This is a genomic window from Fodinicurvata sediminis DSM 21159 (genome assembly GCF_000420625.1).
Classification (GTDB): domain Bacteria; phylum Pseudomonadota; class Alphaproteobacteria; order Kiloniellales; family DSM-21159; genus Fodinicurvata; species Fodinicurvata sediminis.
In genome coordinates this window covers 105,637-122,579 of record NZ_ATVH01000018.1, presented here as the reverse complement: position 1 = coordinate 122,579, position 16,943 = coordinate 105,637, and the positions used below count along the sequence as shown (strand labels likewise).

At 57.5% G+C, this 16,943-nt stretch carries 13 protein-coding genes; all 13 read right to left on the bottom strand.

Annotation, left to right across the window (positions count from 1 at the left end; all coding sequences use genetic code 11):
* Positions 1-24: 24 nt before the first annotated feature.
* Positions 25-2,148 carry an HD-GYP domain-containing protein gene (locus G502_RS0115730; protein WP_022729639.1) on the bottom strand — a complete coding sequence of 708 codons (2,124 nt, stop codon included), beginning with the start codon at positions 2,146-2,148 and terminating at the stop codon, positions 25-27.
* A gap of 26 nt (positions 2,149-2,174) precedes the next feature.
* Complete coding sequence (locus G502_RS20705) at positions 2,175-3,017, bottom strand: transglutaminase-like cysteine peptidase (RefSeq protein WP_081649842.1); 843 nt, start codon at positions 3,015-3,017, stop codon at positions 2,175-2,177.
* A gap of 5 nt (positions 3,018-3,022) precedes the next feature.
* Positions 3,023-4,351 (bottom strand): HlyD family type I secretion periplasmic adaptor subunit, encoded by a 1,329-nt coding sequence (locus tag G502_RS0115720; RefSeq protein ID WP_022729638.1) that lies wholly within the window; start codon positions 4,349-4,351, stop codon positions 3,023-3,025.
* Positions 4,348-6,531 (bottom strand): type I secretion system permease/ATPase, encoded by a 2,184-nt coding sequence (locus G502_RS20700; protein WP_022729637.1) that lies wholly within the window; start codon positions 6,529-6,531, stop codon positions 4,348-4,350. Before G502_RS20700 ends, G502_RS0115720 begins: the two co-directional genes overlap by 4 nt.
* Positions 6,532-6,599: 68 nt before the next feature.
* Positions 6,600-8,009, bottom strand: a complete 1,410-nt coding sequence (locus G502_RS20695; protein ID WP_022729636.1) for a TolC family outer membrane protein — start codon at positions 8,007-8,009, stop codon at positions 6,600-6,602.
* A 408-nt stretch (positions 8,010-8,417) separates the two neighbouring features.
* Positions 8,418-9,428: a N(2)-acetyl-L-2,4-diaminobutanoate deacetylase DoeB gene (gene doeB / locus G502_RS0115705; RefSeq protein ID WP_022729635.1), complete on the bottom strand. Its 1,011-nt coding sequence runs from the start codon at positions 9,426-9,428 to the stop codon at positions 8,418-8,420.
* Between the two features lie 7 nt (positions 9,429-9,435).
* Complete coding sequence (gene doeA / locus G502_RS0115700) at positions 9,436-10,617, bottom strand: ectoine hydrolase DoeA (protein WP_022729634.1); 1,182 nt, start codon at positions 10,615-10,617, stop codon at positions 9,436-9,438.
* Positions 10,618-10,640: 23 nt separating this feature from the next.
* Positions 10,641-11,633 carry a cyclodeaminase gene (locus G502_RS0115695; protein WP_022729633.1) on the bottom strand — a complete coding sequence of 331 codons (993 nt, stop codon included), beginning with the start codon at positions 11,631-11,633 and terminating at the stop codon, positions 10,641-10,643.
* Positions 11,626-12,624: a hydroxyectoine utilization dehydratase EutB gene (eutB, locus tag G502_RS0115690; RefSeq protein WP_022729632.1), complete on the bottom strand. Its 999-nt coding sequence runs from the start codon at positions 12,622-12,624 to the stop codon at positions 11,626-11,628. Before eutB ends, G502_RS0115695 begins: the two co-directional genes overlap by 8 nt.
* Positions 12,621-13,322, bottom strand: coding sequence for a maleate cis-trans isomerase family protein (locus G502_RS20690; protein WP_155957877.1), 702 nt, complete (start codon positions 13,320-13,322; stop codon positions 12,621-12,623). Before G502_RS20690 ends, eutB begins: the two co-directional genes overlap by 4 nt.
* Before the next feature lie 80 nt (positions 13,323-13,402).
* Positions 13,403-14,683 (bottom strand): TRAP transporter large permease, encoded by a 1,281-nt coding sequence (locus G502_RS0115680; RefSeq protein WP_022729630.1) that lies wholly within the window; start codon positions 14,681-14,683, stop codon positions 13,403-13,405.
* Between the two features lie 11 nt (positions 14,684-14,694).
* Positions 14,695-15,192, bottom strand: coding sequence for a TRAP transporter small permease (locus G502_RS0115675; RefSeq protein WP_245560780.1), 498 nt, complete (start codon positions 15,190-15,192; stop codon positions 14,695-14,697).
* Positions 15,193-15,411: 219 nt separating this feature from the next.
* Complete coding sequence (gene ehuR / locus G502_RS0115670) at positions 15,412-16,812, bottom strand: MocR-like ectoine utilization transcription factor EhuR (RefSeq protein WP_022729628.1); 1,401 nt, start codon at positions 16,810-16,812, stop codon at positions 15,412-15,414.
* Between the last annotated feature and the right edge of the window lie 131 nt (positions 16,813-16,943).

Below are 16,943 nucleotides of genomic sequence, written 5' to 3'. Positions count from 1 at the left end.
TCCCGCCGGATGATGACAACGCTGTCAGTCGTCGCTTCCGTCTGTCGACTGTGTACTCTGGTTTTCCAGCATGACTTCAACATCGTCTTCCTGGACGGCCTTATCCAACACCGTAATCACGTTTGCATCATACCGATGCGTGTTATCCCTGAGGACGGCAATGGCTTCGCCAAGGCTTATTCGGCCGCGATAGGAGCGTGGACGAATGCGTGCTGCAACCACATCGCAAACCGCCAGAATTCTTGCCAGAAGCCCGATTTCATCCCCTGAAAGTCCTCTCGGATAGCCTGTGCCATCCAAGCGCTCATACATCTGCTCGACACTTTCACGTACAGGAAGGTCGTAATCTATTCCGGAGAGGATCTCGGACGCATACTCGATGTGCCGGTTCATGAGCTCCATCTCCTTGGCGTCCAGCCGACTTTCCTTGGCCACGATCGACGCTGGTATCAGAACCTTTCCGATCTGGGCCAGATGTGCCGCGATCTGCAGCGTCAGCTTCTCATCGGAAGACAGTTCCATCCTGTCCGCAATTATAGCGGCCAGCTGTGCCACAAGATCGGAGTGGCCGCTAAGATGGGGATCTATACGTCCGACCAGGCGATCGAAAGCTTCCGCCGTCTGAAGCATGGCCTTTTCGCGCTGACGCCGCTCTTCGATCTGCTGAGTCATGTCCCGGCCGACCAGGACAATACCATCGATATCACCCTGTTCACCTTTCAGGGGAACACGGGATATCTCGATGTGCCGCAGCTCGTCCTGTAGAAAGAGGTCGTGCACCTCAGCGGGTCGGCTTTCTCCCGCCAGGGCCGCTGAATCGTCTTCTTTCAGCCGCTGGGCCGTATGATAGCCGAACACCGCTTCGTCGTTGGTTCCAACGATCTGGTCTTCCGGACGACCAACCGCCCGTGCCAAAGCAGGGTTGGCATAAACATAAACACCGTCACGGTTCTTGAGACCAATCCACTCCCGGATCGAATCGTTGATTCCGGCCAACAGCTTGCGGTGAGCCTCGATGCGCGCTGCCAGGCTGCGGTACTGGTCCGCCATGGCCTCGACAAAGGCCCCTTTCTGCCGCAGCCATACCAGGATAAGGAAGGCCGAGATGACGGAGAAGACCAGAACGCTCAGCAGTATGATCTGAAGACGCTCCTGGCCCTGTGTCACGAGCGCGCTGCTAAGGTCCGTTTCCTGAACCAGTGTCCAGGATGTTCCCTCGATCGGACGCCCCTGGGAATAGACCTCCTGCTCTCCCAGAAGTGAGGATCGCACACCAAAGGGGAAATAGGCCTGATCTGATTCCCCTTGCTTCAATAATTGTTCACGATCTTCTGGCAGATGCACAAGCGCCGCGCGTTCAGGAGCCACAACCTGAAGCTCTCCCTCATCCGACTGTTGAAGCAAGCGTGTCTGCTCTCCAGGATCGGACAGCGGACGGTTTGCCAGAAGACGGGTCATTTCTTCCGCGACGGGCAGAACGGTCATGATTACGCCCACGACCTCATCCTCGGCGATCTCGCTGTCACCGGCACTGCCGGCCTGGATTGCGAAGATCGGCTGGAACATATCCATTACGAGGCGCCCATCACTTTCCCGAACGCCGGGTATGATCGTTTCGCCGGCTTCGGTGACTTGCCGCGCCGTTTCAATTTGTCCATCCGCCAGGTCGGCCGAATCACTGGACAGGATTTCACGCCCCTCGGAAGACAGGATGTAGGCACGCTCAACCGCATTCCGTGCAACGAAATCATCCAGCACAAGGGAGAGATAGCGCGCCTGTTCACCGGAACCTGCATTCAAGGCACCTTCTTCTCCGCTCAGTGCTGCTTCCGTCGCAAAGACCCTGATAAATTCATTTGAGGAAATCTGCCGGGCGACCTGCTGGCGACCATTGAGCCAGGTTCTGAAGGTTTCCTCGCGCCCTTCCAGCAGTATGCCTGTACGTTCTTCCACCGCCTGCCTGGTCTCTTCGGCCCGACGTTCGATCAAGCCGTAGGCAACCGCGGCAACGACAAGACCGATGACCAAAATCGCCACGGTCAACAAGAGACCTGTACGCCGAAGACGTCGTGGCATGCGGTCCTCTTCTGGAGCTCCATCCAGCAGGGCCAGGGTATCAGGTTCGGAAGTGTCACTGTTACGGGTCATGAGCTCTACTCACTTGGTCCGGACGTTCATTCGACCGATGACGGGGAAATGTGTACCCAGCGATGGTTCGTGTTCAGGGAGTACTGTGGCGCGTACTGTGGCAGCTGATCGTCGTTCAGAACCACCGAGAAGTTGTTGTCCAGGATGTAGGTCTTGTCGTCGTAATCCACGGCCAGCACGGCATGTGGCAGGTCACGAAGGGTGTCCTTGAGTACAACGATGCGTAGGCTGTCCTCGGGAAACCCCAGTTCGCGCAGGCTTGCATACTTGAGAATCGCATAATCCTCGCAGTCACCTGAGTGCCTCAGGAATTCCTGTGGCGCGGCCCAGTAATCACTCCGACCGTACACCTGAGGGTCCTCTATGTAAGGCATGGCCTCGTTGATGAAGCGGTTGAGCTCGTCCATCTGGGCCCTTGGATGTCTGTTCTCCAGTGACTTGACGTTGGCACGCCAGGCAGCAAAGCGATTATTGAGGCATTCATTTTCCTCATCGCAAAGTCGCTTGAGTTCCTCCAGATCCTCGAGCTCCTCCATGACACGCAGCCATTGGGGAAAGGCTTCAAGATTGGAAGACCTGAACTCGATGGTTCCAAAAAGCCCCTTGGCCAGGCGGCTTAAATCACTTGAGCCACTCGACTGGGCCAGCAGGATTTCAGGCCAGGGGAAGGAAAGCACCTCACCAGGGCTGTGTCCGGTAGACGTCTGTTGCTGTTGGCTGCCTTCATTGTGATAGGTGATTTGCGATCTTGTCGCTCGCTCTTCGTCCACAATCAGCCAGAGCGCTGACAGCCCGGCCGAAACGAGAAAGGCCAAACATAGCCCCCCCAGTGCGCGTTCAGACGCTATGCCCTTTCCTCTGTCCGGCATTGCCACTAGCGCTCCGTCAAGGCTTCCTGGCGCGCCTTGGTCAAGGGTTTGAGCAGATAGTCCAGGATGGACTTTTCGCCCGTAAGTATGTCAACGCTCGCAACCATGCCCGGGATGATGGGCAAGGGATCCGTGGGCTCTCCCAGATAGTTCTTTTCCGTTTCAACAATCACCCGGTAATAGGGTTCATCCGTTTCCTCATCAATCCGCGTATCCGCGCCGATACGCGTGATCTCGCCATCCAGGCCGCCATAGACGGAATAATCGTAGGCGGTCAGCTTCACCGTTGCCTTCAGGCCGGGCCGCAGGAAGGCAACATCCTTGGGGCGTATGCGCGCTTCGATGAGGAGCACATCATCCACGGGCACGATCTCGACAATATCCTCGCCCGACTGGATGATCGAACCAATGGTATTCACATTCAGGGCATTGACCACACCATCGACTGGAGCGGTGACATCCGTGCGGACCACGCGGTCACGGGCCGCCTTCAGGCTTTCCTCGATAACGGAAAGTTCGCCCTTCTGATTGTTCAATTCCTGCCGCGCTTCTGAACGAAAACGAAGATAGATGTTCTGGATGCGTTCGTAAGCCTCTTCCAGCGCGGATTCGGCCCGTGGCTTGGAATCGATCACACCATCAAGCTCACTCTGCAGATCGTTGACTTCACGACGAAGCCGCAGGATTTCGACCTTAGGCACCACACCGCGATCTGCCAGGGGACGGTTCAGCGAGAGTTCTTCCTGAGCCAGCTGCAAGCTTTCACGCAAGGCGTCTTCCTGACGCTTGTAATCCTTCAGCTCCAGCTCGCGCTGGCGCGCCTGCTGGCGCGCTATGCCGATTTCGGCTTCCAACTCCTCCTTGCGCGCATCAAAGAGCTCACGCTCGTTCTTGACCATTTCCGGATAGTTCTCTTGCAGGTTCTCCGGGAAGTCGATCTCTTCCTGGTCCCGGACTTCGGCCTCAAGCCTGGCAATGCGTGCCTCGATCGCTCTTTTTTCCGCCTGCAACTCCCCCAGTGAAGAGGAAACACTGGTGTCGTCGATCTTGAGCAGGGTTTGTCCCTTCTCGACCAGATCGCCTTCGCTGATCAGGATATCCTGGACGATTCCCCCTTCCAGGCTCTGAACCTTCTGCAGCTGGCTGGAGGGAATGACACGGCCGTCGCCGCGGGTGATTTCATCCACCGTGGCATTGCTCGCCCAGACAACGGCAGCCACGATCATGGCGATAACCACCAACAGGAAAATCTGTGTCGAGCGGCGTGACCCCTGATGCAGCGCAGATTTCACTTCCTGCGCATAGTCATAGTCCTTCCAGCGGACCGAGCTCATTGCTCCTCCACTCGAAACTTGCCGCCGCGTAGGCGGTTCATGATCTCGTCGCGCGGACCATCGGCGACCAGCCGCCCTCGATCCATGACGATCAGACGATCCACCAGATTGAGCAGGCTGGTTCTGTGCGTGGCCAGGATCAAAGTACGCCCTGTATCGAGCACTTCTCTCAGGCGGTTGATCATGGCCTGTTCCGAGGCGACATCCATTGCACTGGTTGGTTCATCCAGGACCAGCGTTGGTGGATCTGTCAGAAGGGCACGCGCCAGCGAAATGGCCTGCCGCTGCCCACCGGAAAGGTTCTGCCCGCGTTCGCTGATGATCATGTCGTAGCCCTCAGGATGAGCCCCGACAAAATCGTCCACCCCTGCCAGTTTCGAGGCCCGCAGGATCAGAGCGTCATCGGCCTGGGGGAAACCGAGCGCAATGTTCTCGCGAACGGTTCCATAGAATAGGGTCACATCCTGCATCATGAACCCGACATTCCGGCGAATGTCAGCTGGATGAATCTGGCGCAAATCGGTGCCGTCAAGCAGGACCGCGCCTTCATCGGGCTCATAGAGTCCTGAAGCAAGACGCCCAATCGTCGTCTTGCCCGAGCCGATACGCCCCAGGATACCGACACGTTCGCCCTGGTTTACACGAAAGGAGACCTCGCGCAGGGCCTGGGTCCGCGCCTCCGGATAGGTAAAGTTGACGCCCCGGAACTCTATCTCGCCATCCATGCGGCCGCGGCTGACAAAACGCCGGTCGACCGGCCGCTCGACCGGCAGCTTCATGATTCCGTCCAGGGTCTTCAAGGCAACGATGGACTGGTTCATGCGGGACAGAGTGTTTGCCATGCCACCAAGCGGCGCCACCGCCCGTCCCCCCAGGATCACACAGGCAATAATGGCACCCATGCTCAACTCACCCTCTGACGCCAGATAGACGCCGAAGATGACAATTCCGACAGTGGTTCCCTGCTGGAGAAAGGATGTCGTATTGATACCGAGGTTGGAGAAGAGCCGCGAGCGTTGCGCCGTGCGCGAGGTGCTGCCCACAAATTGCTCCCAAGAGCGCTGCATGCGCCCCTCGGCGCCGGCCACCTTGATGGTGTCCAGGCCGCTTAGCGTTTCCACCAGAATCCCATGTTTCTGGGCCGCCTCCTTGTGAGTCTTCCGTACCACAGAGTTCAAGGGGAATTGGATGCAGAAACCTGTCACCAGGGCCAGGACCACGGCTGCAAGCGGAATATAAACGAGTGGACCGCCGATCATCCATATGATGAAGAGAAAAAGCCCGACGAACATCAGGTCCGTCAGAGACGCCAATGTCGAAGAGGTGAAGAAGTCGCGCACCGTCTCGAATTCGCGCAGATGGTTCGCAAAGGCGCCCGTGGAACCAGGCCTGACCTTCATCTGGATGTTCAGTACCTGTTCGAACAATCGACTTGCCAAAAGGACATCTGCGCGTCGGCCTGCATTGTCAATCAACGCCGCGCGAAGATTGCGCAGCAGAAAATCGAAAAACATGGCAATGCCCATGCCGGCTGCCAGAACCCAGAGTGTGGAGAACGCCTGGTTCGGTAAGACGCGGTCATAGACGTTCATCACAAAGAGGGGCGACGCAATGGCCAGCACGTTCACAACGGCGGCCGCCCCCATGACCTGAAGGTAAACCGGCCAGAGTCGGGCCAGAGTTCCCCAGAACCAGGACCGGTTCTGAGGACGCTCTTCCTCTTCTTCCTTCATGCGGGCGTCGAACTGATACTCCGGGCGCACATAAAGGGTATAACCAAGATAGTCTTCTTCCAGCGTATCGAGGGGAATCACGGTGGTTCCCTCGCCGCTGTCGGGCAGGACAACTTCCGCCTGTCCATCCTGTCTCCAGGCGGTCAGGACACAGCATTCGCCGTTCTTCATCAGAAGAACGGCGGGTAACACAAAATCCGGTATGGACTTGAGAGGGCGTCGAACGATGCGGGCGCTCAACCCGACACGGCTTGCGCATCGTGAAAACAGATCAACCGTAAGCCGCCCCTTGTCCAGCGGCAGACCTGAAATCAGGGCATCACGAGACGTTGGCCGATGGTGATACTTGCTGAGAAAGACAAGGGATTCGAGAAGCGGGTCGACGACACCCTGCTGGACCTCGGCTGCCTCGACCCGCTCCTGCTGAAGGCTTGTATCCTGAACCATTTAGCGCGCCATACACTCTCTCTAGGCGCAGATCCCCGCCATCCTGGCGGGGATACTGATCCTGCATCTTAATCCGACTGAAGCCACCGCGGCTCCTGACGGGACATGGTTTCCTCTTCCGGCGTCTCGGGAACGCTCGCCTCTTCTCGCGCATATTCCTGAGCCTGCCTCGGAGGCTGGACACCCAATGTGTCGAGAAGACGTCCAGCCGCACCCAGCACGCGATACTTGGCAAAGATCTCGGCATACTCGCTGGTGGCCAGGGAGACTCTTGCGTTGAAGAGCTCATTCTCCGAATCCAGAAGATCCAGAAGTGTGCGCTGACCGATGCTGAACTGGTCGCGATAGGAATTGCGAACCTGCTCACTGGAGACGACCTGCTCACGCAGGATATCAATGCGGCGCTGATTGGCCATCACCGAGCTCCAGGACTGGCGGACCAGTTCCTCGGCCTCTCGCTCCTGATTCAGCAGCGCTTCACGGGCCTGGCTGATCTCGCGCACGGCGATCTCGCGGTTCGCCGTATCGATCCCGCCCGTGAAAAGCGGATAGCTCACGACCAACTGAAGGGACAAGTCATTGTTCTTGCCTTCAGTATCATCGAGGTTGTAGCCGGCGCGCGCCGTGCCAACCAAGCTGACTTCCGGATAGAAGGCCGACTTCGAGGCCTCCCAATCCGCATAAGCCGCATCGAGATCGGCGCGGGCAAACTGGATGCTGGGATTGCTTTCCAGAGCGATCTGGACCGCCTCTTCCCGGGAGCGCGGCATGCCCTGGGGACCGGTCTGGATATCCGCAAGGTTCTGTGGCGGTTCCCCAACCAGCCGCTCGAAGGTGATTTCCGCTTCCTCCAGGCTGCGCTCGAAATCCACCAGCAGGGAACGTGCATTCTCTACACGCTCGTCGGCCTGCTGTTGATCGGCAATGCTGGAAGCACCGCTCCGCACCTGGTCGGCCACATCCCTGTAAATACCTTCAAGAACTTCAACGTTCCGGCGGGCCAGTTCCACAAGCTCCTGTTGGCGCAGGATATCGATGTAGATGCGCACCACTTCCAGTCCGATGAACTCGGAGCGTTCCATGACGCGCAGCGCTGCGGAATCGATTCTGGCAGCCGATGCCTCGACTTCGCTGTCGGTGGCGAAACCGTCGAACAGCATCTGCTGGACGGTCACGGAAGCTTCGCTGCGCAGGCGCCACTCCTTGTTGCCGTCATTGGCACGGGTATCCCGATAACCGGGACCGCTGCGCCCTTCGAGTGTCACCTGCGGATAGTAGTTACCGCGCGCGCGGTCCAATTCGAAATTGCGTGCTTCCTTGTTGGCGACAGCCTCGCCAACCTCCGGATTAGTTTCCAGTGCAACCTGAACCGCCTCCTCAAGCCCCATGGCGAAACTGCTGCCTGGTGCCATGAGAATGGCAGAAGCACCACAGAACAGCATGGCCTTCAGTGCCGGCTTGAACGATTTACCTGCCATCACCCCCTCCTCATAAGAGTTCTCGCTCCAAGACGGAGCGTAAAGATGCAAACGTTGTTATTCTTTTACTTGAGACCTAAAACGCTTTGAGGCGCCACCCCATGGCGCCTTTCTGATCGCGCGCTCCCATCCTGCTCTTTCGGGATACACCTCCGCGAAAAGCGGTAGCCGCAGCTACCTTTCCCTACCTATGCGTTAGGTTTTATGTTTCTAACATACACTGATTATTATTCAAGAGATGGATGCTTTTGATCGGCTCTTTTCCTGTATTTTATGTAAATCACGTATCCACTATGGTGTGAAGGACACAGAATATGCGTTGAAGGTTAACAAGACCTTACAACACAACCTTCCCGCCTCTGCCGAAGCAAAGTGCCGAGCAATATTTGGTCTCGGAAGGTCAGTGGATCAGTACCAGGTCGCCAGAACTGCGATACAATCGCCACCGTGCACGATGCCAGGGAAGTGACGCGCGACAAGCAATCCGTCCATGGTTGCATAGTAATCTCGCGGTGGAACACCCGTCCGACGAATATTGTGCACACGGGCAATGACATCGCCCTCATGTACCGTATCCCCCAAATCGACACAGGGCTCCAGCAACCCATCGTCTTCCGAGGAAACGAAGCATTCGTCTCCGGGCATATCCAGCTTGATACTTTCAGTTCGCTCGGGAACGCCATCCAGGATACCTGCATGCTTCAGGAAGTTGCGCACACCTCGGTCGGCAATACGCACATTCCTGGCTGACGCCGTCCCCCCGCCGCCAAGTTCTGTCGTGACAAAAATCTTGCCCAGGGCCTCTGCGGCCGTGTCATACATGCCGCGGCTATCCATCTCGAGCATCTGCATCGAATAAGGGGCCGAGAAGGCTTCCATAGCAGCGCGGCAGTTATCCTCCTGTTCCTTATCAGGCAGGATGTGGCAAGCGGCAAAAGGCACGAATTCAAGCGTCTTGCCACCGGAATGAAAATCCAGAACATAGTCCGCCATGGGCAGGAGGTAGCGCTGGAAATAGTCCGCAATCTTCTGAGTGGTGGTTCCGTCCGGGCGCCCTGGAAAGATCCGGTTGAGATTTCCGCCATCGATGGGCGAAGTCCTGCGTGCCGCATTGAAGGCCGGATAATTCATGGCGGGCAGGATAATGACGCGCCCACGGATCTCGTCCGCCGTCAAGCTATTGGCCAGCTTGAACAGAGTGACGGGACCTTCGTACTCGTCGCCATGATTGCCACCGGTCAACAGGGCTGTTTCCCCTTCACCGTTACGGATCACGGTGATGGGGATCATGATCGCGCCCCAGGCCGAATCATCGTGGGAATATGGCAGCTTCAGGAACCCGTGCTGAATTCCGTCGTAATCGAAATCCAGTGAGGTCGAGATTGGATTGGGCGGCAGAAACTCAACACTAGCCAGCATGGCGAATTCAGTCCTTGATCAAGAGCTTCCTGGGGTAGTTACAGAAGGCTTCGGCTCCCGCTTCGGTGATGGTGAAACTTTCCGTGATTTCCAGTCCCCAGTCATCCTGCCAGATCGCGGGAATCAAGTGAAAACACATGCCAGGACGCAATTCGGTCCGATCGCCCGGTCTCAGACTCATTGTGCGCTCACCCCAGTCGGGAGGATAGGATAGCCCTATTGAATACCCGCAACGGCTTTCCTTTTCCAGCCCATGCCGGGCAATGGCCTGACGCCAGGCGGTCTCAATATCCTCGCAGCGATTCCCTGGCCGTGCTGCGCCCAGAGCCGCCTCGATGCCCTCCAGAACTGCTTTTTCAGTATCCAGGAACTTCTGTGGCGGCTTGCCGAGAAAAATCGTGCGTGAGAGTGGACAGTGATAGCGCCGGTAGCAGCCGGAAAGCTCAAAAAAGGTGCCTTCCCCTTCTTTGAAGGGCTTGTCATCCCAGGTCAGATGGGGCGCCGAGGCATCCGCGCCAGATGGCAACAGAGGCACGATGGCCGGATAATCGCCACCATATCCATCAACGCCGCGTATCTGGGCATCGTAAATCTCTGCCACCAACTGGTTCTTTGGCAAGCCGGGCTCGACCTTCTCCCAGACTCGCTGCTGCGCGGCTTCGCTGATTCGGGCGGCCCGGCGCATGTACTCCAGTTCCTGCGCTGACTTGATGGCACGCCGCCAATTCACAAGCCCCGTCGCATCCTTGAAGGCGGCATTGGGCAAGTGCTGCTGCAGGGAACGGAAACAGGCCGCACTGAAGTAGTAATTGTCCATCTCCACACCGATCGATGCAGCACCCTTGCCGCGATCCTCAATGATACTGGACAGGAGGTCCATGGGATGGCGTTCAAGAGACTGAACATAGTGATCGGGATAGTACAGGATGTTTTCTTCACGCATGAAGACTGTGCGCCGGGCGCCATTCGCGTCCTGCATGCGGCCATACCAGACCGGCTCGTCCTCCAGGCCCAGAACCACGCACTGGTGAACATAGAAGGACCAACCGTCATAGCCTGTCAGCCACGCCATGTTCGATGGATCGCTGACGATCAGCAGATCCATGCCTTCTCTTTCCATTGCTGTCCGGGACGCAGCCAAGCGCTGATCATACTCCGAACGTTCAAAAGGCAATGAAACGTGCGTCATTCAATTGACTCCAATCACAGGATTCATGAAGAAAAACTCGCCCCCAGTTCTGTTGCAGCCGCACGCCTGCGAGCCAGGGTGGCAATGGCAGTATCCTGAACTCCGGTACCGGTCAGGTCACATAATGTAATTTGACCGTCACTCTCCCGTCCTCGCTCGCCACCTGCAACAATGGCACCAAGTTCCGGAAATACCTTGCTTTCAGGAACTATCCCTTCCCTCAGCGCATGGTGAAGCTCCCCCATCAGGGCGCACTGGCTTTGACGATCGCAGACATAGCGATCCACTTCCAGAAGTACGTTTGGCGCAATTTCATTCTTGTGCTCGGAATCAGAGCCCATGGCCGTCACATGCTGACCGGGCTTCAACCATCCCGATTCGATCAATGGTTCGCGGCTTGGCGTCGTCGTGACGATGATCTCACCCTGTTCGACAACCTGTCTGGCCGTTTCGCATACCTCCGCCTCGAGCTGCAGCTCATCTCTCGCCCATTCAGCGAACTCTGCCGCGCTTTCCGTATGCCGTGCCCAGATACTGACATGACGAACAGGTCTTTCCAGTGTCAGGGCCTTCAGTTGCAGTCTTGCCTGAATGCCTGCCCCAAGAATGCTGGCCTGTGTGGCATTGCGGGGAGCCAGATGCCGGGCAGCAACCGCGCCAGCGGCGGCCGTACGCACATCCGTCAGGTACCCGTTGTCCAGCAACAGGGCCTCCACCACTCCCGTTCGAGCGGAAAACACGACCATCAGGCCATTCAGGCTCGGCAAGCCAAGCTTTGGATTGTCGAAGAAGCCCGGACTCATCTTGATGGCAAAGGAGTCGAGGCCCGGCACATAGGCGGTCTTGACGTCGACCTCGCCATTGGCGTCCTCGATATCAAGGCGCATGACAGGCGGCATGACAACACCCGCCCCTGCCAGACGTAAGAAAGCCTCCTCGACACAGTCCACAGCTTCTGCATCGAGCGGCACCAGCGTGCGCAGATCGCTTTCACTCAGGATCGATATCTCAGGCATCCTTACCCTCCTGAGTTTCACCATCCTCCTCACAAACCAGGCGGCGATGCTGGTCCATATCCAGGTTACGTCCACTCAGAACAACCAAGGTGGGACCCTGCGGCTTTAGCCGACCGCTAAGAAGCGCAGCAATGCCAGCCGCAGCACCCCCCTCCAGCACCTGCTGCTCTTCCTGATAGGCAAAACGGATGGCCGCAGCCAGCTCTTCCTCCTCGACCAGCAGGCAGCTCTCCACAAGATCACGCACAATCGCAAAGGTGTAGCGATTGTTGAGCCCGATTCCCCCACCCAGGGAATCGGCAAGGCTTTCAACCTCCTCAACCTCGATCGGCTGCCCGGCCTTCAGACTCTCATACATTGCCGCCCCCCTGGACATGGTCACGCCAACCAGGCGAATGTCCGGACGGTGGGCCTTCATTGCCAGTGCGATTCCCGACAGAAGGCCTCCACCAGAAAGAGGCACAACAACGGTTTCGACTTCGGGCATCTCCTCGAGTATCTCCAGGCCCAAGGTCCCCTGCCCTGCAATCACGTCGGCGTTATCAAACGGCGAAATGTAGGTCATGCCCTCGCGCTCGAGGCGCAAAACCTCCTGCTCGGCCTCATCCTGGCTACGCCCGCTAATGTGCAGGTCTGCCCCCAGGTCCTCGATGGCCGCGACCTTGTTGCGTGGAACCAGTTCGGACAGACAGATCGCAGCCCTGACGCCGGCCACTCTTGCGGCATGGGCAACAGCGCGGCCGTGGTTGCCTGTTGAAACCGCAACCACACCTTTTGAGCGTTGTTCATCTGATAGGCTGGCGATCGCATTGGCGGCACCGCGCAGCTTGAAGCTTCCGGTGATCTGCGTGTGTTCCAGTTTCAGGTGAACGGGCACAGCCGCCTGCCGTTCAAGCGCCAGAGAGGGATTTAGGGCAGTTCGCGTCACAGTACCCGCAATTCTGTTCCGCGCTCGTTCAATGTCCGCCAGGCTGATTCCATACTCCATCATGCAGTGTCCCCAGGCAAAGGCATTTGCATCAAGCGCCCGGCACCCGTCACAGCATCATCGCGTCCCATCAGCCGGACAGCATGCCAAGCCAGTGCCTGGTTGCTGGCCACCACCGGTCGCTCCAGCCGACTTTCGAGAAGAGCCACGAACTCGGACGCACGCAGCGCAGTGCAAGAGACAAACAAGGCATCGGCGCTTGCGTCAAGCACCTGCCTGCCCCCGTCAAGCAGGGTTTCCGGAGAAAGTGCGGCCATATCGTAATCGCTCTCAAGGTCAAAACAGGCCACATTGGTGACGCTGCAACCAAAAGCTTCCACCTGAGCGACTACGGACCTTGTGATTTCGGGCGTGTAGGGAGTCAGGACCGCGACGCGACGCGCCTTCAGACTTCGCAAAGCCTCACGACAAGCACCCAGTGGAGTGGTCACGGCAATCCCGGGACGCACCTGGTGAATCAGGCGTGCGATTTCACTTTCACCAATCGCCGCGGTTCCGGAAGTGCAGCCATAGATCACCGCATCCAGTTCACCACCGGGGAGTAGTTTGGCGGTTTCCGTTTCAATCGAGCCGGCCATGGCCCGAAGCGACTCAACCGTCACCGGATTGCGATAATCGAGGCGTGCTGCATAGACATCCGCGTCCGAGGGCAGCAGATGCGGCAGGTCGGCCTCGCTGGCCAGGTCCGTGGCCAGAGCCAACAAGCCTATGCGAGCACGGCGTGTCCCATCCCCGCTAGACGGAGCTGTCCTCAGCGTCGCGATTTCCCCGTGCCACCCATTCATCTCAGTGCGAGCGTCGGCAGGAAGAGCGCAATCTGCGGGAAGGCAATCAGAAGCGCTGCTGCCAAAACAAGAATGAAGATGAATGGCGGTGTTCCACGAATCACGTCCATGTAGGGTCGCCGGAACACAGCCATGGCCGTGAAGATATCGCAGCCAAAGGGCGGCGTTGCAGATCCGATCGCCACCTGAAGGGTGACCAGCGTTCCCACATGCACCGGATCCAGGCCAGCTGCGGCAACCAGCGGTGCAAAAATCGGGGTCAGGACCAGGATGACCACGATCGGATCCACGAACATGCAACCGATGAAATAGGCGATCGTGATCGCGATCAGCGTCATCGTAGGTCCGGCACCCTCCAGGCCCAGTCCGCCGATGACGGCCTGCGGCACCTGGGCAAAGGAGATAACCCATGAGAAAGCGGCACCCGCTCCGACCAGAATGAAGACAACAGCCGTGATCATACCCGTGGAAAAGGCAATCGAGGGAACTTCCGAAAGCTTCACCGCCCGGAAGATGAAAACCTCCAGAATAAAGGCATAGAGCACGGCAATGGCCGCCACTTCAGTCGGACTGAATAAGCCGGCATAAATGCCGCCGATGATCAGGATCGGGAAGAAGGCTGCCAGCCCGGCCCGTTTGGCAATGCGAATACGTTCGCTCCAGCTTGCCTTGGGCTGAGTCGGGATATTATTGACCCTGGCATAGATCCAGCAGAAAACAGAGAACATCGCCAGAATCATGAGTCCAGGGACGACCCCGGCCAGGAACAGTTCGCCAATGGAGGTCTTAGCCACCACGCCATAGACGATCATGCCGATCGATGGCGGAATCAGGAAGGCAATATCACTGGCATTGATGATCAGGGCCAGCGTGAAACTGTCCTTGTAGCCGGCATCCAGCATCTTGGGCCGCAAGGGGCTGCCCATGGCAACCACGGTCGCCTGAGTGGACCCGGAGACAGCACCAAACATTGTACAGCCCAGTGCTGTTGTGATGGCCAGACCGCCGCGCACATGACCGACAAAGGACATGGCCAGGTCAAGCAGCCGATCGGCAGTATGACCCTTCGTGACGATATCCGCCGCGAAAATGAACATCGGCACCGCGATCAGGGCCACCGGGCTGATACCACTGATCATCTGCTGAACGATGATCGTGGGATTGAGCGAGGGAATGAAGATGAAGAAGCCAACGAAAACGGCGGCCAGCAACGGAACCATCATGGGAAAGCCCAGTAGGAGCAACCCGATCATGACAGCGAGAATGGTAACTTCCATGATGCGCCCCCTTACATCGATGACTGACCGTCAGACTCAACGTCCTTGACGGTATAGGAAAGATGAACACCGGGGCTCAGGATGTTAGCGGCCGCCGCAAAGACATACTGTATGGCCGTAAGGAACAATCCCAGCGGCACGAAACTGTAGATGATATAGACAGGGAGGCGCAGCGACGGCGTCAGCCGATTTGATTCGTAGAGGCTCAGCAGATAACTGATCGAGAATACCATCAGGGCGAACAGAAGAGCCGCCGTCACGATGGCTATGATCGTCATCATCACCTTGCGGGGTTTCTCAGGAAGAATGTCCGTGATTGCTGACATGCGGATATGGCGCCCATAGCGCGCGGCCGTGCTGGCTCCCACGAAGGTGACCAGAACGATCAGAAACTGATTGAATTCTTCAGCAAAGAACAGGCTGGAGCTGAAGCCAATCCTGGCGATGACATTGGCAACGGTGTTGATCGCCATAAGCATGACCGAGATCGCCAATATCTGGCGCTCCACAAAGGCTATCCCACTGTCGATAGAAGTCAGACAGCGGATTGCGGCCGATCTTCCGGCAGGCGCATTTTCCGACATGAGTTCCCTGTTTTTCCCTGTTGCCCTCAAGTTCCGCAATTTCCGAACGACCAGCGCTCTTGGTCATTTCATGCGGCTTTTATCGCGGGACAGCATGCCTTCTTATTTTAAAGCGATTCAATCATTATATTGTCCTGACACAATTCAGGAGAGAAATCCTGTGGCGTTGATGGCCGGATATCTTTGAAAGGTGTCGCGGATAACCTCCAGAGCCGCCTCCAGACGTGTTCTGTCTATCTGGCCACCCAGGCAGATTCGTATGGCATTCGGCCGGTGCGCGCCAAACGTCATGAAGGGATCTGAAATAGTGACGGCCACTCCCCGTTCCCGAAGCGCCTGAAGCAGCGCTTCCTCCGACCAGTAATCAGGCACCGAAACCCAGGCAGCAAGCCAGTTATGGGGGGCGCGGATTACCTGTTCGCCCAAAGTTTTCATGACCAGTTGCTGACGGGCCCTCATTTCGCGCCTTTGCACATCTACAAGATGCATGGCAGTTCCGTCCTCAACCCAGCGCGAGGCGATCTCCGCCAGCAGGGGGGTGGCCATCCAGCCAGTCACCCTGAGGATACTGGCAACCCGCAACGTCAGGGACGTTGGCACAACCAGATAACCGCAGCGAAGTCCGGTCAGAACGGATTTCGTGAAGCTCGTGCAATAGAATGCCAACTCGGGAATGAAGCTGGCTATAGCTGGCAAGGCGTCAGGACAAAGGGGGCGATAAACTTCGTCCTCGATCACGTAGACTCCATGATGTGCCGCCACCTCTGCAAGCTTCCTGCGACGCTGCATACCAGCCAGGGCACCTGTCGGATTGCTGTAGGTGGGCGTGCAAACCAACGCGCGCACCTTTGTATGGCGGCAATAATCATCCAGGGCCTCCGGTATGATGCCCTGTTCATCCGTGGGCAGCCCCCTGAGGGTGAACCCCAGTACATTTGCACAGCCAATCACGCCGTGATCCGTCAGACTTTCTGTCAGGACAACGTCGTCTCTTTGGATGATCGAACTCAGGGCGAGAAAAAGCCCCTGCGAGCCTCCGTTTGTTATGACCAGCCGCTCGCCCGGAACTTCCAGTCCGTGGCTCGATAGCCATTTCCTGCCAACATTGCGATGCCATTCACTACCGGCCACAGGCCTGCAGGCTCGCATCCAGGCTGCATTCTCACTCTCGGACAGCTCACTGAAAATCTGACGCGACGCCTTCTCCTGCTCGAATCCGTAGGCGGCGCGAACTATGGAAAGGTCGACCAGACCCTGAGGGCGATTGTCCAGCATATAGGAGCCGGCGCCCTCGGTCAGGCGGGTACGAACGAAGGTGCCGCGCCCGACCTCCCCCTGCAGGTAGCCCAGGCGTTCCGCTTCACGATAGGCAGCACTGACGGTTTGAACACTTACCTTCAGGCGCTGCGCCAAGGCCCGGTGTGTCGGCATGCGATCCCCGCTGTTCAGAAGCCCCTTGTCGATGTCCGAGACAATCGCCTCGGCCAACGCTTTGTGCTTTGGAACTCCCGGATGCAAGCGCTCCAGGTTCGGAGTCCATGTCATTTTCCTCACCTTGTCGGATTGATCTAGGACAATACTTTTATTGACACGTTTCAATATGCAATCAACTCTTTTCCTGGCAATTGTAGTTTGAGTCCGACCTGCGCAGCGTAGGGCTGTCTTCAGCCTGGCGG

Bases quoted from the DNA above. Each gene is read 5' to 3' on its own strand.
- G502_RS0115730 (WP_022729639.1), bottom strand. From the start codon at position 2,148: ATGACCCGTAACAGTGACACTTCCGAACCTGATACCCTGGCCCTGCTG.
- G502_RS20705 (WP_081649842.1), bottom strand. From the start codon at position 3,017: ATGCCGGACAGAGGAAAGGGCATAGCGTCTGAACGCGCACTGGGGGGG.
- G502_RS0115720 (WP_022729638.1), bottom strand. From the start codon at position 4,351: ATGAGCTCGGTCCGCTGGAAGGACTATGACTATGCGCAGGAAGTGAAA.
- G502_RS20700 (WP_022729637.1), bottom strand. From the start codon at position 6,531: ATGGTTCAGGATACAAGCCTTCAGCAGGAGCGGGTCGAGGCAGCCGAG.
- G502_RS20695 (WP_022729636.1), bottom strand. From the start codon at position 8,009: ATGGCAGGTAAATCGTTCAAGCCGGCACTGAAGGCCATGCTGTTCTGT.
- doeB (WP_022729635.1), bottom strand. From the start codon at position 9,428: ATGCTGGCTAGTGTTGAGTTTCTGCCGCCCAATCCAATCTCGACCTCA.
- doeA (WP_022729634.1), bottom strand. From the start codon at position 10,617: ATGACGCACGTTTCATTGCCTTTTGAACGTTCGGAGTATGATCAGCGC.
- G502_RS0115695 (WP_022729633.1), bottom strand. From the start codon at position 11,633: ATGCCTGAGATATCGATCCTGAGTGAAAGCGATCTGCGCACGCTGGTG.
- eutB (WP_022729632.1), bottom strand. From the start codon at position 12,624: ATGATGGAGTATGGAATCAGCCTGGCGGACATTGAACGAGCGCGGAAC.
- G502_RS0115680 (WP_022729630.1), bottom strand. From the start codon at position 14,683: ATGGAAGTTACCATTCTCGCTGTCATGATCGGGTTGCTCCTACTGGGC.
- ehuR (WP_022729628.1), bottom strand. From the start codon at position 16,812: ATGACATGGACTCCGAACCTGGAGCGCTTGCATCCGGGAGTTCCAAAG.